This is a genomic window from Nonomuraea sp. NPDC005730, from assembly GCF_040630865.1.
Classification (GTDB): domain Bacteria; phylum Actinomycetota; class Actinomycetes; order Streptosporangiales; family Streptosporangiaceae; genus Nonomuraea.
The window spans coordinates 268,739-288,694 of the sequence record NZ_JBEXYK010000002.1; the positions used below are offsets into that span (position 1 = coordinate 268,739).

Annotated in this window: 24 protein-coding genes and 1 pseudogene; 14 read left to right on the forward strand and 11 right to left on the reverse strand. The window is 72.2% G+C overall.

The genetic code is table 11. The features are described from left to right. Positions 1–106: 106 nt before the first annotated feature. The 3 genes from ABZ444_RS03905 (at position 107) to ABZ444_RS03915 (ending at position 2,499) form a co-directional block, all read left to right on the forward strand. Complete coding sequence (locus ABZ444_RS03905) at positions 107–664, forward strand: sigma-70 family RNA polymerase sigma factor (RefSeq protein ID WP_357964903.1); 558 nt, start codon at positions 107–109, stop codon at positions 662–664. Further along, complete coding sequence (locus ABZ444_RS03910) at positions 664–1,554, forward strand: maleylpyruvate isomerase family mycothiol-dependent enzyme (protein WP_357992259.1); 891 nt, start codon at positions 664–666, stop codon at positions 1,552–1,554. The genes ABZ444_RS03905 and ABZ444_RS03910 overlap by 1 nt, the downstream gene beginning before the upstream one ends. Before the next feature lie 174 nt (positions 1,555–1,728). Continuing rightward, the gene (locus ABZ444_RS03915) at positions 1,729–2,499 is read left to right on the forward strand and encodes a SigB/SigF/SigG family RNA polymerase sigma factor (RefSeq protein ID WP_357992262.1); all 771 of its coding nucleotides are present in this window, start codon (positions 1,729–1,731) and stop codon (positions 2,497–2,499) included. 87 nt (positions 2,500–2,586) lie between these two features. Here the strand turns inward: ABZ444_RS03915 and ABZ444_RS03920 are convergent, their stop codons facing one another. Beyond that, entirely contained in the window at positions 2,587–3,933 is a 1,347-nt protein-coding gene (locus ABZ444_RS03920) for an ankyrin repeat domain-containing protein (protein WP_357992265.1), read from the reverse strand. 145 nt (positions 3,934–4,078) lie between these two features. On the opposite strand from ABZ444_RS03920, the gene ABZ444_RS03925 reads away from it, so the two are divergent. The 3 genes from ABZ444_RS03925 (at position 4,079) to ABZ444_RS03935 (ending at position 6,105) form a co-directional block, all read left to right on the forward strand. After that, on the forward strand, positions 4,079–4,831 hold the full coding sequence (locus tag ABZ444_RS03925) for a DUF1707 domain-containing protein (RefSeq protein WP_357992268.1): 753 nt from the start codon (positions 4,079–4,081) through the stop codon (positions 4,829–4,831). Between the two features lie 71 nt (positions 4,832–4,902). Next, positions 4,903–5,403, forward strand: a complete 501-nt coding sequence (locus ABZ444_RS03930; RefSeq protein WP_357964890.1) for a SigE family RNA polymerase sigma factor — start codon at positions 4,903–4,905, stop codon at positions 5,401–5,403. 3 nt (positions 5,404–5,406) lie between these two features. After that, positions 5,407–6,105, forward strand: coding sequence for a hypothetical protein (locus tag ABZ444_RS03935; RefSeq protein WP_357992271.1), 699 nt, complete (start codon positions 5,407–5,409; stop codon positions 6,103–6,105). 46 nt (positions 6,106–6,151) lie between these two features. On the opposite strand, the gene ABZ444_RS03940 is transcribed toward ABZ444_RS03935, so the two are convergent. From ABZ444_RS03940 to ABZ444_RS03965, 6 genes are all read right to left on the reverse strand, one after another. Further along, a complete protein-coding gene (locus ABZ444_RS03940; RefSeq protein WP_357992274.1) occupies positions 6,152–6,934 on the reverse strand; it encodes a sirohydrochlorin chelatase in 783 nt (260 codons plus the stop codon). Further along, a complete protein-coding gene (locus tag ABZ444_RS03945) occupies positions 6,916–7,644 on the reverse strand; it encodes a phosphoadenylyl-sulfate reductase (RefSeq protein WP_125646206.1) in 729 nt (242 codons plus the stop codon). Before ABZ444_RS03945 ends, ABZ444_RS03940 begins: the two co-directional genes overlap by 19 nt. Continuing rightward, complete coding sequence (locus ABZ444_RS03950) at positions 7,641–7,784, reverse strand: Insertion element protein (protein ID WP_103955276.1); 144 nt, start codon at positions 7,782–7,784, stop codon at positions 7,641–7,643. Before ABZ444_RS03950 ends, ABZ444_RS03945 begins: the two co-directional genes overlap by 4 nt. Beyond that, positions 7,781–9,454, reverse strand: a complete 1,674-nt coding sequence (locus tag ABZ444_RS03955; RefSeq protein ID WP_357992277.1) for a nitrite/sulfite reductase — start codon at positions 9,452–9,454, stop codon at positions 7,781–7,783. The genes ABZ444_RS03950 and ABZ444_RS03955 overlap by 4 nt, the downstream gene beginning before the upstream one ends. A 103-nt stretch (positions 9,455–9,557) precedes the next feature. Continuing rightward, positions 9,558–9,641: a putative leader peptide gene (locus ABZ444_RS03960; RefSeq protein WP_311132608.1), complete on the reverse strand. Its 84-nt coding sequence runs from the start codon at positions 9,639–9,641 to the stop codon at positions 9,558–9,560. A 66-nt stretch (positions 9,642–9,707) separates the two neighbouring features. Then, on the reverse strand, positions 9,708–9,833 hold the full coding sequence (locus ABZ444_RS03965; protein ID WP_352328175.1) for a hypothetical protein: 126 nt from the start codon (positions 9,831–9,833) through the stop codon (positions 9,708–9,710). 55 nt (positions 9,834–9,888) lie between these two features. On the opposite strand from ABZ444_RS03965, the gene ABZ444_RS03970 reads away from it, so the two are divergent. The 4 genes and pseudogenes from ABZ444_RS03970 to glyA all read left to right on the forward strand — a co-directional run bounded on the left by ABZ444_RS03970 (position 9,889) and on the right by glyA (position 13,475). Further along, complete coding sequence (locus tag ABZ444_RS03970) at positions 9,889–10,653, forward strand: TIGR03084 family metal-binding protein (RefSeq protein WP_357992800.1); 765 nt, start codon at positions 9,889–9,891, stop codon at positions 10,651–10,653. A gap of 54 nt (positions 10,654–10,707) precedes the next feature. Further along, positions 10,708–11,082: pseudogene (locus ABZ444_RS03975) on the forward strand (YccF domain-containing protein). A gap of 58 nt (positions 11,083–11,140) precedes the next feature. Next, the gene (locus ABZ444_RS03980) at positions 11,141–12,073 is read left to right on the forward strand and encodes a YihY/virulence factor BrkB family protein (protein WP_357964876.1); all 933 of its coding nucleotides are present in this window, start codon (positions 11,141–11,143) and stop codon (positions 12,071–12,073) included. A 148-nt stretch (positions 12,074–12,221) separates the two neighbouring features. Then, entirely contained in the window at positions 12,222–13,475 is a 1,254-nt protein-coding gene (gene glyA / locus ABZ444_RS03985; protein ID WP_357992280.1) for a serine hydroxymethyltransferase, read from the forward strand. Between the two features lie 55 nt (positions 13,476–13,530). Here glyA and ABZ444_RS03990 read toward each other — a convergent pair whose 3' ends face one another. After that, positions 13,531–14,529 (reverse strand): zinc-dependent alcohol dehydrogenase family protein, encoded by a 999-nt coding sequence (locus tag ABZ444_RS03990; RefSeq protein WP_357992283.1) that lies wholly within the window; start codon positions 14,527–14,529, stop codon positions 13,531–13,533. Between the two features lie 87 nt (positions 14,530–14,616). Between ABZ444_RS03990 and ABZ444_RS03995 the strand changes: the two genes are divergently transcribed. Next, a complete protein-coding gene (locus tag ABZ444_RS03995) occupies positions 14,617–14,940 on the forward strand; it encodes a helix-turn-helix transcriptional regulator (RefSeq protein ID WP_357992286.1) in 324 nt (107 codons plus the stop codon). Between the two features lie 55 nt (positions 14,941–14,995). On the opposite strand, the gene ABZ444_RS04000 is transcribed toward ABZ444_RS03995, so the two are convergent. Together ABZ444_RS04000 and ABZ444_RS04005 are read right to left on the reverse strand one after the other, a co-directional pair. After that, positions 14,996–15,718 carry a zf-HC2 domain-containing protein gene (locus ABZ444_RS04000; protein WP_357992289.1) on the reverse strand — a complete coding sequence of 241 codons (723 nt, stop codon included), beginning with the start codon at positions 15,716–15,718 and terminating at the stop codon, positions 14,996–14,998. Then, complete coding sequence (locus tag ABZ444_RS04005) at positions 15,715–16,203, reverse strand: sigma-70 family RNA polymerase sigma factor (protein WP_357965856.1); 489 nt, start codon at positions 16,201–16,203, stop codon at positions 15,715–15,717. Before ABZ444_RS04005 ends, ABZ444_RS04000 begins: the two co-directional genes overlap by 4 nt. 343 nt (positions 16,204–16,546) lie before the next feature. Between ABZ444_RS04005 and rsgA the strand changes: the two genes are divergently transcribed. Together rsgA and ABZ444_RS04015 are read left to right on the forward strand one after the other, a co-directional pair. Continuing rightward, positions 16,547–17,644 carry a ribosome small subunit-dependent GTPase A gene (gene rsgA / locus ABZ444_RS04010; protein ID WP_357992292.1) on the forward strand — a complete coding sequence of 366 codons (1,098 nt, stop codon included), beginning with the start codon at positions 16,547–16,549 and terminating at the stop codon, positions 17,642–17,644. A 165-nt stretch (positions 17,645–17,809) separates the two neighbouring features. Then, positions 17,810–18,436, forward strand: a complete 627-nt coding sequence (locus tag ABZ444_RS04015; RefSeq protein ID WP_357992295.1) for a phosphoribosyltransferase family protein — start codon at positions 17,810–17,812, stop codon at positions 18,434–18,436. Between the two features lie 32 nt (positions 18,437–18,468). Here ABZ444_RS04015 and ABZ444_RS04020 read toward each other — a convergent pair whose 3' ends face one another. Next, complete coding sequence (locus ABZ444_RS04020) at positions 18,469–18,840, reverse strand: ATP-binding protein (protein ID WP_357992298.1); 372 nt, start codon at positions 18,838–18,840, stop codon at positions 18,469–18,471. 231 nt (positions 18,841–19,071) lie between these two features. Between ABZ444_RS04020 and ABZ444_RS04025 the strand changes: the two genes are divergently transcribed. Beyond that, complete coding sequence (locus ABZ444_RS04025) at positions 19,072–19,953, forward strand: helix-turn-helix transcriptional regulator (protein ID WP_357992301.1); 882 nt, start codon at positions 19,072–19,074, stop codon at positions 19,951–19,953. Positions 19,954–19,956: the final 3 nt, after the last annotated feature.

A 19,956-nucleotide genomic window follows, 5' to 3' on the forward strand; every position in this document is an offset into this window, starting at 1 on the left:
CGCGGGGCCGGGAAGCCGGTGGCGGCCGCCTCAACATTTCCGGCGAATGATGACATGCTCGGGTCGCGGCGCACCCGCCCGCCTTGGTCCGGACCACGGGAGTGTGGTGCCAGTGGAGGCACCGTACGACGACCGCCTGCTGCACCAGCGGGTGGTCGGCGGCGACGAGTCGGCGCTGGGGGAGGTCTACGATCGGCTGTCCGCACTGATCTTCGGGCTCTCCTTACGGGTCACCAGGGACCGCGTGATCGCCGAGGACATCACGCAGGAGGTGTTCCTGGTGTTCTGGGAGCGCCCGCTGGCCTACGACCCCGGACGCGGCACGCTGCGCGCCTGGCTGGCCACGATCGCCCACCGCCGCGCGGTCGACCACGTACGCGCCGAGGAGCGCCGCCGGGTCTCCGCGCTCGGGCCGAGGCTGTTCGAGCGCGAGCCCGCGCGGCTGGAGGAGGCCGTGCTCGCCGCCGAGGAGGCCGAGCGCGTGCGGCAGGCGGTGACGTCGTTGCCCGAGGGGTTGCGCCGGCCGGTGGAGCTGGCCTACTTCGGCGGCCGGACGTACCGGCAGGTGAGCGAGGAACTGGGCGTGCCCGAGGGCACGGCCAAGTCGCGCATCCGGCTGGCGCTGCGGCGCCTGGCCGACGCGCTGGCGGAGGAAGAAGTGTGATGGATCCTGTCGAGCGCCTGTTTCTGGACGCGTTGATGGAGGACCCGGTGGTGCCGGTCCGTTCCCTGCGCCCGCAGCTCCTGGCCGGGGCCAGGGCCCGCCGCCGCCCCGCGGCGCCGACCGCCGAGTGGGCGCTGCCGTACGCCGGCCGCGTCGCCGCCATGGACGCGCTGCTGGCCTCGGCCGTGGACGACGACTGGGCGCGCGTCATCGTCGAGGGCTGGACGCTCCAGGAGCTCGTGGCCCACCTGGCCGCCAAGGACGGCCTGCTGGCCGCCTCCGTCGGCGCGCCCGTCCTCGGTCCGCCGATGGCCGCCCGGGACGCGGCCGGCCGCACGGCGGACGTGCAGGCGTACGAGCGGGCCCGCAGCCCCGAGCAGACCAGGCGCGACTGGCGGGCCCAGGCCGACGCCCTCTGCCGCCACCTGGGCGGCCTCGACCCGGCCACGCCGGCCACGGTGGACGGCATGGAGACGGTCGTGCGCGACCACGTCCTGGCCAGGAGCCTGGAGACGTGGGTGCACGCCGCCGACGCCGCCACGACGGCCGGGGTGCGCCTGCCCGACCCGGTGCCCGAGCACATCAGCCCCACGGCCGACCTGTGCGCCCGCCTGCTGCCCTGGACGATGCTCCTGTCCGGCCTGGACGGCTCCGGCCGCACCCTCCGGCTCACCCTCACCGGCGCGGGCGGCGGCGACTGGCGCATCCCGCTCGGCGTCACCGACACCGTCCCGGGCACGCCGGACGCCCATCTGACGGCGGACGTGGTCGCGTTCTGCTTCCTGCTGGGCGGCAGGGGCGAGCCGGACGCCTTCCCCGCCGAGCTGACGGGCGACCTCGCGCTGGCCCGCGACGTCCTGACCACGGCTCCCGCCCTGTCGGGACCGTGAGCGGGTAAGCTGTGATCGATTCGTGACCTAATATAAGGTGATAAATCGGGATCCATAGGGAATCCTTTGATCCGAAGTCCAGCAGAGGGCTTCACCTCACGTTCAAACGTGGCGTGCCTCTGCCTGGGCTTTTTCCATGGACAGGGCCGCCTTCGGGCATATGGAGCTACTCAGATGGCCGTCCTGGATATCGCACTCGACGAAATGACCGCCGAACAGCTTCTGGCTGAGATGAACAGGCCGGAAGCCTCGGACGAGAACAAGGCCCGCATCCGTGAGCGCGTCGTCACCATGTACGACTCCCTCGTCACCGAGGTCACCCGTCGCTACCGCCACCAGCGCGAGCCGATGGAGGACCTGCGCCAGGCCGCCTACGTCGGCCTGATGAAGGCGATCAACGGCTTCGACCCCGAGCTCGGCCACGAGTTCCGCGGCTACGCCATGATCACGATGGTCGGCGAGGTCAAGCGGCACTTCCGCGACCGCACCTGGGCCGTCAAGGTGCCGCGCGTCTACCAGGAGCGCCGGCTGGAGCTCAACAAGGCCACGGCCGACCTCACCCAGACGCTCGGCCACTCGCCCACCGTCTCCGAGCTCGCCGCGCACATGAACATCACCGAGGAGGACGTCCTGCTCACCCTGGACGCCTCGACCGCCTACAGCGCCCTGTCGCTGGACGCCCCCGTCGGCGGCGACAACGACGGCGCCGACCTCGGCGACTTCCTGCCCTCGCAGGACGAGTCGCTGGACACGCTGCTCGGCAAGTACTCCGTCAAGCCGCTCATCGACGCCCTGCCCTCGCGGGAGCGCAACATCCTGCTGATGCGCTTCTACGGCAACATGACCCAGTCGGAGATCGCCGCCGAGTTCGGCATCTCGCAGATGCACGTCTCCCGCATCCTGCGCGCCGTGCTGAACCAGCTCCGCACCGCCCTGTCGGACTGACCGGGTGGGCGGGCGGCCCCTGCTCCAGGGCCAGGACCCGCGCCCCCGGCGGCCCCGCCCAGCGGGCGGCCGCCGGGGGCGACAGGGTCACTCCGCGCCGATCCCCGTGACGAGGTCTCTGGCGTAGTCGTCGTCGCTCTCCTCCAGCACCCGCCGGACGCCCTGCCCGGCCCGCTCGTCGCCGCGCGCCGCGAGCCCCCGCGCCGCCTCGGCCACCGTGCGCAGGTCGGCGTCGCCCAGCCGGTCGGCCAGCGCCTCCCGGATGCGGGGCGTGTCCGCCGACAGCCCGGCCAGCCCGGCCGTGGCCCAGTCGCGGATCTCGGCCTCCTCGTCCCGGGACATCTCGATGAGCAGCGACAGGCCCTCCTCGTGGTCGGCGGGCAGGACGTCGGCCAGCGCGATGGCGTCCGTCATCGTGCGCTTGTGGCCCGGCCGGCCGACGATGTCGAGGACGGCGGGCAGCGCGCGCGGGTCGCCCTGGTGCCCGAGCGCGGCCAGCACCGAGCGCAGCACCTGCGGGTTGCCCTCGGTGGTCACCATCTTCTGCAGCAGCGCGAGCGTGCGGTCGAGGTAGGGCTTCTCGCCGTCGGCGAACCCGAACTGGGCGATCGCGTCGACCCCGAACTCCCGCTCACGTGCGTCCTCGCTCACGCACAGCCGGGCCAGGGCCTCGTACGTCTCGTCGTCGGCCCGCCGGCCGAGCGAGTCGGCCACGATCCACCAGGTCTCCGCGTCCTCGTCGACGTCGCGGTGGGCGACGGCCCTGGCGACGAGCTGGTCGACCGGCGTGTAGACGCCCGCCGCGTCCTCCAGGACGGTCGCCACGGCGGCGTGGCCCCGCTGGGCCTGCACCTGCTCGGTCTGCGAGCCGTCGGGGGAGCGGCCGGCCACGGTGACCAGCTCGGTGCCGTCCTTGGCGTACTGGCGGCCGACGACGTACTCCCAGCCCTCCTGGGCGATCTGGTCGAGCAGCGCGGACTCCAGGTGCACGCCCACCCAGTCGGCCGCGATGTCGAGCGGGCTGTCGCCGTCGCCGTCGAACTTCTCGTGGTCGGCGCCCGCCTCCAGCAGCGTCTGGACCACGCCCAGCGCCCCGCGCCTGGCCGCCAGCGTGAGCGGCGTGTCGCCGTCGTCGTTGGCCGCGTCGACCTCGGCGCCGGCCTCGATCAGCACGCCCGCGGTCGCGGCGTGGCCGTTGGCGGCGGCCCACAGCAACGCGGTCCAGCCGCCGGCCTCACGGCCGTTGACGTCGGCCCCGGCCGCCAGCAGCGCCTCGGCGACCTCGACGCGGTCCCAGGCGGCGGCCGCGCAGAGCGGCAGCCCGGCCTCCTCGCCCTCGCTGGCCTTGTTGGGGTCGGCGCCGCCGGTGAGCAGCTTGCCCACGGTCTCGGTCTCGCCGTTCAACGCCGCGCGATAGAGCTGTTCCTCATGCATGACAGGACCCTAGCGTCTTCGCAGCCCGCGGTCGCCGGAGCACGCTGAGGGGCGGCCCCGGGGCAGCGGAGCCCATCCAAGGGTGTACGGATGTTCCTCCCAGGGGAGGAGCCCCAACCGGCCCAAGACGCGATATGTTGCGTCTATGACAGATCCGGGTGAGGTGCGCGCGTCGGACGCCGAGCGCGAGGCCGTCGTGGAACAGCTCCGTGTCGCCTCGGTCGAGGGCCGGCTCACGCTCGCCGAGCTGACCGACCGTACCGAGGCCGCCTACACCGCGACCACGCACGCCGAGCTCGCCCTGCTCACCCAGGACCTGCCCGTGGGCGGGGGGCCCGCGCCCACGCCCGCCCCGGCCCGCGCGGGCGGCAAGCGGCGCTGGTTCGTCGGCATCATGGGCGACACCAAGCGGCGCGGCACCTGGCGCATCGACCAGGAGCTCGGCGCGGTCGCCGTCATGGGCGACGTGCTGCTCGACCTGCGCGAGGCCGAGGTGCGCACGGACGTGGTCGACGTCACGGCGGTGTCCGTGATGGGCGACGTCAAGATCATCGTGCCCGACGGCGTGAACGTCGACCTCGACGGCGTCGCCGTGATGGGCGACAAGAAGGTCGACGTGCTGGAGGCGGCCCCCGGCATGAACGTGCCGGTGATCCGGGTGCGCGCCTACGCCGTGATGGGCGACGTCAAGGTGCTCGGCGACTCCCGCGCCCAGCCGCTCAAGCGCGGCCTGGCCGCCTGGCGGGAGCACTGGCGGGCGCTGCACGGCGACGACTGGCGCGAGATCGGCCGCCAGATGCGCGACGACGCCCGCGAGGTCGGCCGGCAGATCCGCGACGAGCACCGTGCCCTGGAGCGCGACCGCCGCGACCGCCGCCGCGACCATCGGGATTACTGAGGCCGTGCAACGCGGGCGGGGGCCTTCGGCGTAGTGATCGGTGAACATCACCGGACAGTGAGGACCCCTCGATGCGGGATCGTGCCGACTTCGAGCGCTACGTCGAGCAGCGCTCGGCCCGCCTGCTCAGGACGGCGTACCTGCTGTGCCGCGACTGGGCCACGGCGGAAGACCTGACGCAGACCGCGCTGGCCAGGGCCTGGCTGGCCTGGCGGCGGGTCGGCGCGAACCCCGACCCGTACGTCTACCGCATCCTCACCAACACGCACGCCTCCTGGTGGCGGCGGCGCTGGCGGGGCGAGGTGGCCACGGGCGAGCTCCCGGACCGCCCCCAGGACCGGGACGACACGGCCGGGCTCGGCACCCGGGACGCGCTCAGGGCCGCCCTGGCCGCGCTCCCGGCCAAGCAGCGGGCCGTGGTCGTGCTGCGGTACTTCGAGGACCTGCCCGACGAGGCCATAGCCGAGATCGTGGGCTGTTCGGTGTCCACCGTACGCAGCCAGGCCAGCCGCGCGCTGGCCAAGCTGCGGCTCGACCCCGCGGCCAGGGCCGCGGCGGAGACGGGGAGCTGAACCATGACAGAACAGCGACTGCGCGACCTGCGCGACCTGCTCGACGACGACACCGCCGGCGCGCCCCCGGGCGGGGTACGACTGGCCGACGTGGACGCCCGCGTCCGCCGCATCCGGCGGCGCCGGGGCCGCGCGGCGGCCTCGGTGGCGGCGGCGGCCCTGACGGTCACGGCCGTCACGGTGCTCACCGCGGACGCCCGGCCCGTTCCCGCCACCGCCCCCGCCGCCGGGGACGTGTGGGCCGGCGCCCTGGCCCAGCCCGCGCCGACGCGCGCCCAGCCGACGCCGCCGCTCTTCCACGGCTACACCAAGGGGGGCAGGCGGGAGACGTTCACGTTCGCCGCGAAGGCCGAGAAGCTGTCCTTCGCCCTCACCTGCCCGCCCGGCGGGTACGGCCTCATCTGGCTCAACGGAGACCTGGTCGCCGCCGGCCCGTGCGGTCCCACGGTGAGGCAGCCGCCCGGATGGTTCGGCGAGGGCATGGCCCGCGACGGCCTGAACGAGCTGAGCGCCGCCATGGTGAAGCTCTCGGACGCGGGCACGGGCACGATGACGGGCGAGCGCGCCGACGAGCTGCTGGCCTGGACCGCCTCCTATCCCGCCGACTGGCGGCTGATCCTGGCCGACGCCCGCACCCGGTCGTGCCGGACGGACGTGGTCAGGGTCGACCCGAAGACCGGTGAGATCAAGGCCCAGTGCTGAGGGCCCAGTGCTGAGGGCCCAGTGCTGAGGGCCCAGTGTTGAGGGCTCAGCCGGCCACCGGCACGCGCTCGCGCAGGGCCGCGTCGTACCGTTCGAGCAGCACGTCCACCAGCTCGGGCGCCGGGCCGAGCACGTCGGCGCAGACGGCCGGGGCGGTGACCCGGCGGATGCGGTCGGCGAAGAAACCGGGAGCCAGCAGGTAGGGGGCGACGGCCACGCGGGGCGCGCCCGCCGCCCTGAGCCGCGCGACGGCCTCCCCGGGCGTCGGGCCGGCGGCCGAGGCATAGGCCGCGGTCACCGTCCACCAGCCGGCGCGCCGCCAGGCGCGGGCCATCCCGGCGATCACCTCGTTGGCGCTGGCGTCGCTCGACCCGGCCGAGACCAGCACGACCGCCGTCTCCGGGTCACCGGCCGGCACGCCCACCTCCGCCAGCCGCCGCTCCAGCGCCGGCAGCAGCAGCGGGTGCGGCCCGAGCGTCGTGCCGTAGCGGACCCGCAGGCGTGGATCGCGCGCGCGGGCCTCGTTGAGCGCGGCCGGCAGGTCGACCCGGCTGTGGTAGGCCTCGGTGAGCAGCAGCGGCAGCACCACGGCTTCACCCAGCCCGTCGAGCGCCTGCCCCAGCGTGGGCGCGCAGTGGTCGAGGTAGGCCACCCGCACCGGCACGTCGGGACGCGCCAGGCGCACGCGGTCCAGCAGCGCGGCCACGGTGGCGGCGGCACGCGGGTCGCGCGACCCGTGCGCGACCGCCACCAGTGGCACGCGCCCGGGGGCCGGCCCGCCTGCCAACGGGACGCGGCCCCTGCCGGGGATCACAGGTGAATGCCGCATTCGACCTTCCCCAGCCCCGCCCAGCGGCCGCTGCGCGGGTCCTCGCCCTCGGCGACCTGGCGCGTGCACGGCGCGCAGCCGATCGAGGGGTAGTTGTCGTAGTGCAACGGGTTGATCAGCACCCCGTTGTCGGCGATGTAGTTGTCGACGTCCTCCTGCGTCCAGGCGGCGATCGGGTTGACCTTCACCATCTGGCGCTTGGCGTCCCACTCGACGACCTTGGTGCTGGTACGGCTGGACGACTCGTCCCGGCGAATGCCGGAGATCCACGCCAGGTACGGCTCCAGCGCCCGGTTGAGCGGCTCGACCTTGCGCAGGTAGCAGCACAGGTCCGGGTTGCGGCCGAACAGGCGCGGCCCGAGGTCGCGATCCTGCTCCTGGACCGTCCTGGACGGCTTGATGTCGATCACGTTGACGTCATAGACCTGCCGCACCGCGTCACGGGTGCCGATCGTCTCGGCGAAGTGGTAGCCGGTGTCGATGAACAGCACGTCCACGCCCGGTTTGACCCGGCTCACCAGGTCGATGAGCAAGGCGTCGCTCATGGAGGACGTCAGGCACAACCGGTCGCCGAACGTCGCCGCGGCCCACCGGATGATCTCCCGGGCCGGGGCGCCCTCAAGGAACGTGGCGGCGGACTCGACGATGTCCTGCAGGTCGAGCGTGCCACGCTGATCTCGCAAACCCACCTCGATGTCGACGAGCGTCATATCTTCACTCCGATTCCGAGAAACTTCAGTTTGAAGGCGCGGGCGCAGGCGCGGCAGTACCAGCCGCCGTCCCCCTCGTAGGGCTCCAGGTCCTCGTCGCCGCAGTACGGGCAGTGGAAGGGGACCGCTCGCGTGGTCATTTCAGGTCCGCCTCGTCCGCGCGCTGCACCCAGCCGGCGAAGGACTCGCCTTCCTTCTTCTGGGCGTCGTAGTTGCTCACCACGCGCTCGACGTAGTCGGGCAGGGCCTTGGCGGTGGTCTTCAGGCCGCGCACCTTGCGGCCGAAGCCGGAGTCGACGCCGAGCGAGCCGCCCAGGTGGATCTGGTAGCCCTCGACCTGGTCGCCGTTCTCGTCCACGACGAGCTGGCCCTTCAGGCCGATGTCGGCGACCTGGATGCGGGCGCAGGAGTTGGGGCAGCCGTTGACGTTGATGGTGAGCGGCTGCTCGAAGTCGGGCAGCCGCCGCTCCAGCTCGTCGATCAGGTGCGCGGCGGTGGCCTTGGTCTCGACGATGGCGAGCTTGCAGTACTCGATGCCGGTGCAGGCCATCGTCTGGCGGCGGAACGTGGAGGGGTTGACCTGCAGGTCGTTGGCCTCCAGCTCGGCCACGATGGACTCCACCCGGTCCGGCGCGACGTCGAGGACGACCATCTTCTGCTCGACGGTGGTGCGCACCCGGCCGGAGCCGTGCCGCTCGGCGATGTCGGCGATCACGTTGAGCTTGTCGCCGTCGAGGCGGCCCACCTTGGGCGCGAAGCCCACGTAGAAGTTGCCGTCCTTCTGCGGGTAGACGCCCACGTGGTCGCGGCGGCTGCCGCGCGGCAGAGTGGGCGCCGGGCCGTCGGGCAGGCTCTCCTTGACGTACTCGGTCTCCAGCACCTCGCGGAACTTCTCCACGCCCCAGTCGTTGACCAGGAACTTCAGCCGGGCCCTGTGCCGCAGCCGCCGGTAGCCGTAGTCGCGGAAGATGCCGATCACGCCCGCGTACACGTCGTCGACCCGGTCGGGGCTGACGAAGACGCCGAGGCGCTTGGCCAGCATCGGGTTGGTGGACAGGCCGCCGCCGACCCACAGGTCGTAGCCCGCCTCGCCGTGCTCGTTGACGACGCCGACGAAGGCGACGTCGTTGATCTCGTGCACCGTGCAGTGGGCCGGGCAGCCGCTCAGCGCGCTCTTGAACTTGCGCGGCAGGTTGGAGTACTCGGGGTTGCCGATGAACTGCCGGTTGATCGAGTGGATGTCGTCGGTGGCGTCCAGCACCTCCTCGGCGTCGATGCCGGCCAGCGGGCAGCCCAGGATCACCCGCGGGGTGTCGCCGCACGCCTCGGTGGTGGACAGGCCCACGGCCTCCAGGCGCTCCCAGATGTCGGGCACCGACTCGATCTCGATCCAGTGGAGCTGGATGTTCTGCCGGTCGGTGAGGTCGGCCGTGCCGCGCGCGTACTCGTTGGCGATGTCGGCGATCGTGCGGAGCTGGCGCAGGTCGAGCTGGCCGCCGTCGATGCGCACGCGGAGCATGAAGTAGCGGTCGTCGAGCTCCTCCGGCTCCAGGACCGCGGTCTTGCCGCCGTCGATGCCGGGCTTGCGCTGGGTGTAGAGGCCGTACCAGCGCATCCGCCCGCGCAGGTCGGCGGGGTCGATCGAGTCGAAGCCGCGCTTGGCGTAGACGTCGATGATGCGCTGGCGGACGTTGAGCCCGTCGTCGTTCTTCTTGTTCTCTTCGTTCTTGTTCAGCGGTTCCCGGTAACCGAGGGCCCATTGGCCCTCGCCGCGCGGGCGCTTGTGATGCCGGCTGGCAGGGGTGCTCATTGCGCGTCCTTCGTTTTGTGGGCGCGCGCAGCGTTCCTCCTGCCTCGTCGTCGAGTGCAGGGGTTCAGGTGGGTGCGACGCGCTCTGCGGTGGAGAAGATGAGTTAGCGGGCGTCGCAACAGATGGCACTGCGGACACGCTGAAGGTCGACGTGGCGTCGACCGACGAGCATGGGGTCCGCTGGCATACCTTGAAGATACTCCGGAGATCCCGGATGTCCAAGACGGGGTCCAGAGTCTGGACTCAGCGGGCCCTAACCCTGGCGCGGCCAGTCGAGCGGCGACTCCTGCGGCCGTTCCTCGCTCTGGTGCTGGCAGTCGCACCAGGAGCCGCCGCGGCAGTCGTCGTGACGCTTGTCCTTGCAGCTCTCGCAGATCACGTCTCGATTATTCTCCCAGAACGTTGTTCGGGTTAGGCTGGCGCGCGTGGACCTCATGGCCGGACTGCTGGCCGACCTCCGGGCCGAGACCGATTCCCTGGAGGCGCTGCTGGCGCCGCTGCGCCCCGCCGGCTGGGAGACGCCCACGCCCGCCGCGGGCTGGGCGGTGTGCGACCAGGTGAGCCACCTGGCCTGGTTCGACGACGCCGCCGTGGTGTCGGTCACCGACCCGGACGGCTTCCGGGCCCTGGCCGCGCGGGCCGGCTCGGTGGACGACCTCGCCGAGGCCGCGCGCGGCCTGCCGCCGGGCGAACTGCACGCCTGGTTCCGCACGTCCCGAGACCGGTCGCTGGCGGCGTTCGCGACGCTCGGCGCGCGCGTGCGGGTGCCGTGGTTCGGGCCGGCGATGTCGGGCGCGTCCTTCGTCACCGCGCGCCTGATGGAGACCTGGGCCCACGGCCAGGACGTGGCCGACGCGCTCGGCGTCGCCAGGGAGCCCACCGAACGCCTGCGGCACGTGGCCCTGCTCGGCGTCCGCGCCCGGCCCTACAGCTTCGCCGTCCGCGGCCTGCCCGAGCCCGCCGGGCCGGTGCGCGTCGAGCTCAGGACCCCCGGCGGTGACCTGTGGACCGCCGGGCCCGCGGACGCGCCCGCCGCCGTGCGCGGGCCGATGCTCGACTTCTGCCTGCTCGTCACCCAGCGCGTGCACCTGTCGGACACGGCCCTGGAGCCGGCCGGCGAGCCCGCCCGCGCCTGGATGGAGATCGCCCAGGCCTTCGCGGGGCCGCCGGGGCCGGGGCGGCCGCCCCGGTCAGGGTAAGTTCAGGGTCGTACCGGATGACGTCGGCGGCACGGCCGGTGACATGCTGTGAGCATGCGGACCATTCTGAACGTCATCTGGCTCGTGTTCGCCGGGATCTGGCTGGCGATCGGCTACGCCGTGGCCGGGATCATCTGCTGCGTCCTCATCGTCACCATCCCGTTCGGCATCGCCTCGTTCAGGATCGCCGCCTACGCTCTGTGGCCGTTCGGCCGTACGGTCGTGCGCGATCCCGACGCCGGCGTCTTCTCCCTCATCGGCAACATCATCTAGTGCGTGGTCGCGGGCATCTGGCTGGCGATCGGGCACGTCGTCACCTCGATCCCGCTGTTCATCTCCATCATCGGCATCCCCCTGGGCATCGCGAACCTCAAGCTGATCCCCGTCTCCCTCCTCCCGCTGGGCGCGCGCATCGTGGACAACGACTAGGGCAGGAGCCGGGACGTAAGCTGTCCCGGAGAGTCACTGCGAAATACCGTTGGGTGCCATGACGTCCACCAATGCGCCTTCCCGGTCCAGGAGGCGGCTCGCCTCGAACGCCCGGGCCAGGCTGAACTGGGTGCTCGACACCAATGCGTGGGCGATCGTGCGCGCGGCCACGAACGCCGGTGTCAACTACCGGGTCACCGGCCTGGCCGGCGAGGCCGCTTTCTTCGCGCTGCTGTCGCTGCCGCCGTTCGTGCTGGGCCTGATCGGCGTGCTGGGCAAGCTCGGCACCTGGCTCGGCGGCGGCGTCGTCAACGAGGTCAAGAGCTGGGTGATCGAGCAGGCCGGGCTGCTGTTCACCGACGACGCCGTCAAGAAGGTGATCAACCCGCTCATCACCGACGTGCTCAGGGACGACGCCAACAAGGTGTCCATCATCTCGCTGGGCTTCCTGCTGTCGCTGTGGTCGGGCTCGCGGGCGCTCTACGTCTACGTCGACCTCATCTCGGTCGCGTACGGGCTGGGGGAGGAGCGCGGCATCATCCGCACCCGGCTGATGTCGTTCGGCCTCTACGTCGTCGGCCTGATCATCGGCATCATCGTCATGCCGATCCTGGTCATCGGCCCCACCCTGCTCAAGGACGCGCTCCCCGGCGAGTACGGCATCCTCATCGACATCCTCTACTGGCCCGTCGTGATCAGCGGCTCGGTGCTGTTCCTCACCGTGCTCTACCACGTCAGCGTGCCGGTGCGGACGAAGTGGTACCGGGAGCTGCCCGGCGCGATCCTGGCCCTGTTCCTGTGGATCGTGTGCGCCGCCGTGCTGCGGGCGGTGCTGGCGGCCTGGTTCTCGCCCGTGTCCGTCTACGGCTCCCTGGCCGCCCCGATCGCGCTGCTGCTGTGGTTGTACATCACCGCCCTGGCCGTCCTCATCGGAGCCATCCTCAACGCCGAGGTCGACCGGCTCTGGCCGGGTGTGAGCCGGACCAAGTAGCGGGACGAGCGGCCGGTTGCGCATCCGCTATCGTCTAGGGCGACGCGACTGGCGCATTCGGTGGGATCGACCACCAGGGAGCGAATCAACCGGGAGCGGAGGCCGAGCGCCTGGGTCTTCGCCAATTGTCAATGACGACAGGGGAGTCATGAGTTCTCTTGCTAGCGCCGACCCGCAGCTCGCCGAGCTCATCAAGGCGGAGGAGCGCCGCCAGGCCGACACCGTCAAGCTGATCGCGTCCGAGAACTACGTGTCCAAGGCCGTGCTCGAGGCGACCGGCACGGTGCTGACCAACAAGTACTCCGAGGGCTACGCGGGCAAGCGCTACTACGAGGGCCAGCAGGTCATCGACCAGATCGAGACGCTGGCGATCGAGCGGGCCAAGGCCGTGTTCGGCGTCAACCACGCCAACGTCCAGCCGTACTCGGGCTCGCCCGCCAACCTGGCCGTCTACCTGGCCTTCCTGCAGCCCGGCGACACCGTGCTCGGCATGGGCCTGCCGTTCGGCGGCCACCTGACCCACGGCTGGTCGGTCTCGGCCACCGGCAAGTGGTTCAACCCGGTCCGTTACGGCGTGCGCCGCGACACCGGCCGCGTCGACCTCGACGAGGTCCGCGAGCTGGCCCTGGAGCACCGGCCGAAGCTGATCTTCTGCGGCGGCACCGCGATCCCGCGCACGATCGACTTCGAGGGCTTCGCCTCCATCGCCCGCGAGGTCGGCGCCGTGCTCGCGGCCGACATCGCGCACATCGCCGGCCTGGTCGCGGGCGGCGCCCACCCGTCCCCGGTGGGGCACGCCGACGTGATCTCCACGACCACCCACAAGACGCTGCGCGGCCCGCGCGGCGCCATGCTCATGGCCACCAGCGACGAGCACGCCACCGCGCTCAACAAGGCCGTCTTCCCCGGCCTCCAGGGCGGCCCCCACAACCACACCACCGCCGCCATCGCCGTCGCGCTGCACGAGGCCGCCCAGCCGTCCTTCCGCGACTACGCCCACCAGGTCGTCGCCAACGCCAAGGTCTTGGCCGACGAGCTGTCCAGCCGGGGCTTCGACCTGGTCTCCGGCGGCACCGACAACCACCTGATCCTGCTCGACCTGACGCCCAAGGGCATCGGCGGCAAGCCCGCAGCCCAGGCGCTCGACCGGGCCGGCCTGGAGACCAACTACAACGCGGTGCCGTTCGACACCCGCAAGCCGTTCGACCCGTCGGGCATCCGCATCGGCACCCCGTCGGTCACCTCGCGCGGCATGGGCGAGGCCGAGATGCGGCAGATCGGCGCCTGGATGGACGAGGTCGTCACGGCCCTGGCCAAGGGCGACGCCGAGGACGTCATCACCCGCGTCCACCACGAGGTCAGCGAGCTGACCGCCCAGTTCCCCGCCCCCGGCCTGTCCTGATCCCGCGGCCCGCCCGTCCGGCCCGTCCCGCCCCTCGCGGCGGGCGGCCGGACGGTCAGTGCCGCACCGTCACCACGATCTTGCCGAACTGCGCGTTCGACTCCAGGTGCCGGTGGGCCTGCACGATCTCCTCCAGGTCGAACGTGCGGTCCACCACCGCCCGGAACGCCCCCGAGCGCAGCCCCGACGCCACGAACGCCGCCGCCCGCCGCAGCCGTTCGGGCACCCGTGTCGTCTCGTGCATCGTGTACGTCCGCATGTTCAGCGCCGGCATGCCGAGGTCGATCCCCGGATACGGCGTCGGCTCGCCGCTCAGCGCGCCGTACACCAGCAGCAGCCCCTCGGGGGCGACCACCCTGGCCAGGTCCGTCACGCCCGGCCCGGCCACGGCGTCGAAGACGAACTCCGCGCCGCGCCCGCCCGTGGCCGCCAGCACCCGCTCGGTCACGTCCTCCTCCTCGGTGACGATCACCTCGGCGGCGCCCTCCTTGAGCAGGGCCTCCCTCTTGGCCGCGGTGCGGGTGAGCGCGATCGGCGTGGCGCCCATCCGGTCGGCGACCCGGATGGCGGCCAGGCCCACGCTGCTGGAGGCGGCGTTCAGCACCACCGTGTCCCCCGGACGCATCCCGCCCACCTCCACCAGCGCGCCGTAGGCCGTCACGTACGGCATCCACACGGCCGCGCCCGCCACCGGGTCCACGCCCTCGGGGCGGGGCAGCACCGCCGCCGCCGGGACGACCGCCCGCCCGGCGTACACGCCGTAGTCGTTCTGCGAGAACGCCGGCACCGTGCTCACCGGCTGGCCGGACCGCAACCCGGTGACGCCCTCGCCCACCGCCTCGACCATCCCGGCGGCCTCGGTGCCCAGCCGGGCGGGGAAACGCCGGACGGGCTCGATGTAGTGGCCGCTGCGGAACAGCGCCTCGGCCCGGTTGAGGCCGATCGCGTCCACGCGGATGCGCACCTCGCCCGGCCCCGGCTCGCCGGCCGCCACGTCCGCCAGCTCCAGCACCTCGGGCCCGCCGAGCTCGTGGAACAGCACCGTCCTGGTCATCACATCGTCCTTCCGCGTCAGAGGCCGCCATTCAACCGCCAAAGTACGATCGCCGTCAAACTTCGATGGATGTCGTACTATGGACCCATGGACGCCGACCGCATCCCGGACCACCCCGACCTGCGCGAAGTCACCCTGCAGCAGGTTCTCGAAGCCCTCGTCGACCCGGTCCGGCGCAGCATCGTCACCCAGCTCGACGCCGCCGCCGGCGACATCAGCTGCGGCGGGTTCGACATCTCGGTGAGCAAGTCCACCGCCACCCACCACTTCCGGGTGCTGCGCGAGGCCGGCCTCATCCGGCAGCACTACGCCGGCACCTCCCGCCTGAACACCCTGCGCAGGGCCGAGCTCGACCAGGCGTTCCCCGGCCTGCTCGACGCCGTCGTCACCGCCGACCGCGCGTCCCGCTGAACGCGGCGAGGCCCTCCCGCCGACGGCGGAAGGGCCTCAGGCAGGGGCCGCGACCTCAGGTCCTGACGGTGAGCAGGGTCGTGCCCGTCCTGGTGACCACCTCGAAGCGGTCGATCTCCGCCAGCGGCGTCGCGCTGCCGCCGTGCATGTAGAGCGGGGCCGGCGAGCCCGGCACGCCGTAACCCGGCGCCGGCACCGACCACCCGGTCATCACCCGCCGCTCGCCCGACTTGCCCACCGACACCAGCTCGCACTCCAGCGGCCCCTTCACCCCCGACAGCTTGAGGGCCGCGTGCGTGCCCCAGCCCTTCGACTCCACCACCAGCCCGCCCGACACCCCGCCGACGCCCTTGCCCGCGATCGGCGTGCCGTCGGCGTAGAACTGCTCGGCCGGGCCCATGTGGTCGGCGCGTCCCGCCATCGCCTGCGGCGGGTCGCCGCCGCCGGTGAGCTGCGTGCCGACGGTCAGCCCGCCGGCCGCCAGCGCGACCGCCGCCGCCATCCCGAGCAGGAACGTCGCCCTGCGGGCCCGCCGGTCGGCCGCCTTCTTGCGGCGGAGCAGGTCGACCACGCCGGCCTGCCCCTCACGGGGAGGAGGGCCGGCGTCCTCCAGCGGGCCGAGGCCGTGCAGCACGTCGGCGACCCCCGCCAGGTCCGACAGCTCGAAGCGGCAGGAGGGGCAAATGCGCAGGTGGGACTCGAAGGCCAGCCGGTCGTCCTCCTCCAGCAGGCCGAGCGCGTAGGCGCCCACGTCGGTGTGCTCGACTCCCGCGGTCACGCCGTCACCCCCCGCTCCTCCAGCGCGACCCGCAGCGCGCGGACCGCGTAGTAGATCCGTGACTTCACGGTGCCCACCGGGATGCCGAGGGCCGCGGCGGCGTCGTTGACCGACCGGTCCCGCAGGATCGTCTCGTTCAGGATCTCGCGATGCGCCGGTGACAACGCCTTCAGCGCCTCTGACACGACCACCTGGCGCAGCAACCCCTCCAGCTCGTCCGGCACCGGCACGGTGTCCAGCGCCCCGTCGCCCGATTCCGGCGGGCGGGCCTCCCTGCGCCGCCGGTCGTCGATCACGATGCGCCTGGCCACCGTGGCGAGCCAGGGCATGAGCGAGACCGAGTCGGGGTCCAGCCGCTCGGCGCTGCGCCAGGCCCGGATCATCGTCTCCTGCACCACGTCTTCCGCCCACTGCCGGTCGCCCGCCGTCAGCCGTACCACGAAGGCCAGCAACGGCCGGTGGTACTCCCGGTAGAGCGCGGACACGACCACCTCGTCGTCCGGTCGCACCCGCCGGATCAGGTGGCGTAGGCGCGGCTTGCTCACCGGGGCCGTTCCCTCGGCCGAGGGCGGGGGACACGTGCTGATCCGCATCATTCCCCTTTCTCGCGTCCGTCGGGAGGGAGTACGCTCGGCCGCCCTGGCGGGGTTCAACGAATCGCCGAAGATAATCCGATTGCATCTGCCGGGACAGGGTGGTTAAAGTCGCATTCGCAACCGATCGAGGAGGTGAGGGCTATGCGGGTCGTTCTGTTCCGCCTGTCGTCCGTCTACCTCCGGGCCCTCGCCTGAGCTGCCCGTTTCCTTCTCGATCAAAGGTTTCACCGTCTTGTCTTACGATCTTTCCCTGCTCGGCTGGACCGATCTGCGCGCCACCGAGCTTCCTGCTGACACCGTCCCGGCGCGGGTGGCCCGCGTCGACCGCGGCGCCGCCGAGGTGATCGCCGCCGACGGTCAGCACCACGTCCGCTACGGCGCCCGCGTGCGCCGTTCCTCGGCCGACGACCCGGTGGCCCTGCCGTGCGTCGGCGACTGGGTCGCGCTCAAATGGCTGCCCGAAGGCCGGTACGAGCTCGACCAGGTGCTCTCCAGGACCACCGCGTTCATCCGGGGCGGCGTGAGCCGCCACTCGACCGGCGGCCTGTCCGGCGACGGCCAGGGCCAGGTGCTCGCGGCCAACGTCGACGTCGTCTTCGTGGCCGAGCCGTCCATGCACTCGACCGACTTCGCCGACCTCGGCCGCATCGAGCGGCTGGTGGCCCTCGCCTGGGAGTCCGGCGGCACGCCCGTCGTGCTGGTGACCAAGTCCGACCTGTTCGAGGCGGGCCTCGACGAGCTGATGGCCGACGTGCGCGCCGCCGCGCCGGGCGTCGACGTGCACGCCGTCTCCTCGCTGCTGGGGGAGGGGGTCTCGCTGGCCGCGAGCTACCTGCACGGCTCCCGTACGGCGGTCGTGCTCGGGCCTTCCGGCGCGGGCAAGTCCACCCTGGTCAACGCGCTGGCCGAGGCGGGCGTGATGGACACCCAGCAGGTACGCGCGGCCGACGGGCGCGGGCGGCACACGACCGTCCACCGGGAGCTGATCCCGCTGCCCGGCGGCGGCCTGATCATCGACACCCCCGGCATCCGCCGGATCGGCCTCTACGACATCGGCGAGGGCGTCGACCTCGTCTTCGCCGACATCGAGCAGCTGGCCGAGCGGTGCCGCTTCGCCGACTGCGGGCACGTGAGCGAGCCGGGATGCGCCGTCCTGGACGCCATGGAGAACGGCGAGCTGCCCGAACGCCGGCTGCAGAGCTGGCGCAAGCTGCAACGCGAGGCCGCCTGGATGGCGTCCCGCACGGATGCGCGGCTGCGCAAGGAGCAGCAGAACAAGTGGAAGATCATCCACAAGGAGATGCGCCGCTCCAGCCGCAACCGCCCCTGACCGTCGCTGACCGTCCTGCCGGTCCCTGCCCGGCCGTCCTCGCCGGGCGCCGGCCGGGTCCGGCGGGCCCGGACCCCGTTCGGCGGGGACCGGCCTGCTCTTCCTTCCTCCTGCCTGGTGCAGGAGGGAGGCGAGTAGAGGGGGTTGTGCGGGTATGCACAGGTCATGCAGGTGTTCGCGGATCGGGCCGAGGCCGGGGCGTTGCTGGCCGAGCGGCTGCCGGAGGTGCGCGACCCCGTCGTGCTGGCGTTGCCGCGTGGCGGGGTCGCCGTTGCCGTGCCGGTCTTCCGCCGGCTCGGCGGCGAGCTGGACGTGCTCGTCACCCGGAAGATCGGCTACCCGCCCGCTCCCGAGCTGGGCGTGGGGGCGATCGCCGAGGGCGGCGAGCCGGTGTTCGACCTGACGATGCTCGACCGGCTGGGCCTGACGCCCGAGGACGTGGCCGACGTGGTCGAGCGGGAGCGGCACGAGCTGGCCAGGCGGGTGCGGGCCTACCGGGGTGACCGGCCGCTGCCGCCGCTGGCCGGACGTGAGGTGATCGTCGTGGACGACGGCCTGGCCACGGGCGTGACGGCGCGGGCGGCCCTGCGCGCGGTGGCCGCGGCCGGCCCCGCGAGGGTGACGCTGGCCGTACCGGTCGGCGCCGAGGAGACCGTCGAGATGATGCGTGCGGAGGCCGACGAGGTGGTGGTGCTGCTGACCCCGATCGACTTCAGAGCGGTCGGCCAGTGGTACGAACACTTCGACCAGCTCACCGACGAGGACGTGCTGGACCTCCTGGAGCGGAGGTGACCTGCACCGGACGGCGCCGCTCGTACCGGTGTCTATGCGGGCAGGACCGCCCAGACCAGCTTCCGGGAGCCGCCGGGGGCGAACCAGCCCCACGCGCTGCAGAGCGCGTCGACCAGCCGCAGCCCGCGCCCGAACTCGGCGAACACGTCGGCCGGCGCCGCCACCGGGACGGTCTCGCTGTGGTCGGTCACCACGCAGGCCAGCTCGGGCCGGCGGAAGAGCAGCCGGAGCTGTACGGCTCCGCCGCCGTGCCGCATCGCGTTCGTGACCAGCTCCGAGACCACCAGTTGCACGTCGTAGGCCAGGTCGGCGGCGGCCCAGGAGGTGAGCGTCTGGTCAACGAACCGCCGGGCCGTCGCCACGCACGCCGGCTCGAACGCGGTGCGTTCGTGGAACGGGAACACCGCGTCGCACTCTCCGGCGCGCCCATCCACCAGAATGGTGGCGAGCCACCCTGGTGGCCGGGAACCGATGACGGCTTGCGGCCGAGCGTCGAAAGTCGTCATTCTGGCCCCCGAAGCGCGGTCTGGTGATCCAGTGCCCATCTTTACGGGGTGTGGGTAGTGATGCAAGACTTTTCGTGTTTTACCGATGCGAATACCATCTGCACGTGCAGATGATCTAGGAGCGGTCGAGTGAGCGCACAGAGCGCGGAGGGAAAGCTTCTCAGCTACACGCCGGGAAGCCCGACGGTGCTGCGGATCCTGCTGGGTACGCAACTGCGCAGGCTCCGTACCGAGAAGGGTATCTCCCGGGAGGATGCCGGGTACTCGATTCGCGCATCTCATGCGAAGATCAGCCGACTTGAGCTCGGTCAGGTCAGCTTCAAGCAGCGGGACGTCGCCGACCTGCTCACCCTCTACGGCGTCACCGCCCCGGAGGACCGCGAGCCGCTGCTCGCCCTGGCCCGGCAGGCCAACGCGCCGGGCTGGTGGCACAAGTACGGCGACCTGCTGCCCGGCTGGTTCGAGGTCTACATCGGGCTGGAGGGGGCCGCCTCGGCCATCCGCACGTTCGAGAACCAGTTCGTCCCCGGCCTGCTGCAGACGCCCGCGTACGCCAAGGCCGTGATCCGGCTCGGCAACGAGAAGGCGCTCGACCCCGAGCTCGACCGCCGCGTCACCCTGCGCACCACCCGGCAGAGGCGCCTGGAGAGCGGGCTCAAGCTGTGGGCCGTGATCGACGAGGCCGTCCTGCGGCGGGGGCTCGGCGGGGCCGACGTCATGCGCGAGCAGATCCGCCACCTGCTCGACGCCACGGAGGAGCGCAACGTCACCGTCCAGGTGATGCCGTTCGAGAGCGGCGGGCACGCGGCGGCCGGCGGCTCGTTCAGCATCCTGCGCTTCCCCGAGCGCGAGCTGCCCGACGTGGTCTACATGGAGCAGCTCACCAGCGCCCTCTATCTGGACAAGCCGGTCGACTCCGACCACTACATGGAGGTCATGGACCGGCTGAGCATCCAGGCCCTGGAGCCGAAACAGACGCGGCGCTTTCTGGAACACCTCATTTCCGGATGAGCT

Bases quoted from the DNA above. Each gene is read 5' to 3' on its own strand.
- ABZ444_RS03955 (WP_357992277.1), bottom strand. From the start codon at position 9,454: ATGAGCACCCCTGCCAGCCGGCATCACAAGCGCCCGCGCGGCGAGGGC.
- ABZ444_RS03990 (WP_357992283.1), bottom strand. From the start codon at position 14,529: ATGACCAGGACGGTGCTGTTCCACGAGCTCGGCGGGCCCGAGGTGCTG.
- ABZ444_RS03970 (WP_357992800.1), top strand. From the start codon at position 9,889: ATGGCCGGACTGCTGGCCGACCTCCGGGCCGAGACCGATTCCCTGGAG.
- ABZ444_RS03920 (WP_357992265.1), bottom strand. From the start codon at position 3,933: ATGCATGAGGAACAGCTCTATCGCGCGGCGTTGAACGGCGAGACCGAG.
- ABZ444_RS03910 (WP_357992259.1), top strand. From the start codon at position 664: ATGGATCCTGTCGAGCGCCTGTTTCTGGACGCGTTGATGGAGGACCCG.
- ABZ444_RS03960 (WP_311132608.1), bottom strand. From the start codon at position 9,641: ATGCCAGCGGACCCCATGCTCGTCGGTCGACGCCACGTCGACCTTCAG.
- glyA (WP_357992280.1), top strand. From the start codon at position 12,222: ATGAGTTCTCTTGCTAGCGCCGACCCGCAGCTCGCCGAGCTCATCAAG.
- ABZ444_RS04015 (WP_357992295.1), top strand. From the start codon at position 17,810: ATGCAGGTGTTCGCGGATCGGGCCGAGGCCGGGGCGTTGCTGGCCGAG.
- ABZ444_RS03945 (WP_125646206.1), bottom strand. From the start codon at position 7,644: ATGACGCTCGTCGACATCGAGGTGGGTTTGCGAGATCAGCGTGGCACG.
- ABZ444_RS03930 (WP_357964890.1), top strand. From the start codon at position 4,903: ATGCGGGATCGTGCCGACTTCGAGCGCTACGTCGAGCAGCGCTCGGCC.
- ABZ444_RS03980 (WP_357964876.1), top strand. From the start codon at position 11,141: ATGACGTCCACCAATGCGCCTTCCCGGTCCAGGAGGCGGCTCGCCTCG.
- ABZ444_RS03940 (WP_357992274.1), bottom strand. From the start codon at position 6,934: ATGCGGCATTCACCTGTGATCCCCGGCAGGGGCCGCGTCCCGTTGGCA.
- ABZ444_RS03925 (WP_357992268.1), top strand. From the start codon at position 4,079: ATGACAGATCCGGGTGAGGTGCGCGCGTCGGACGCCGAGCGCGAGGCC.
- ABZ444_RS03995 (WP_357992286.1), top strand. From the start codon at position 14,617: ATGGACGCCGACCGCATCCCGGACCACCCCGACCTGCGCGAAGTCACC.
- ABZ444_RS03935 (WP_357992271.1), top strand. From the start codon at position 5,407: ATGACAGAACAGCGACTGCGCGACCTGCGCGACCTGCTCGACGACGAC.
- ABZ444_RS03915 (WP_357992262.1), top strand. From the start codon at position 1,729: ATGGCCGTCCTGGATATCGCACTCGACGAAATGACCGCCGAACAGCTT.
- ABZ444_RS03950 (WP_103955276.1), bottom strand. From the start codon at position 7,784: ATGACCACGCGAGCGGTCCCCTTCCACTGCCCGTACTGCGGCGACGAG.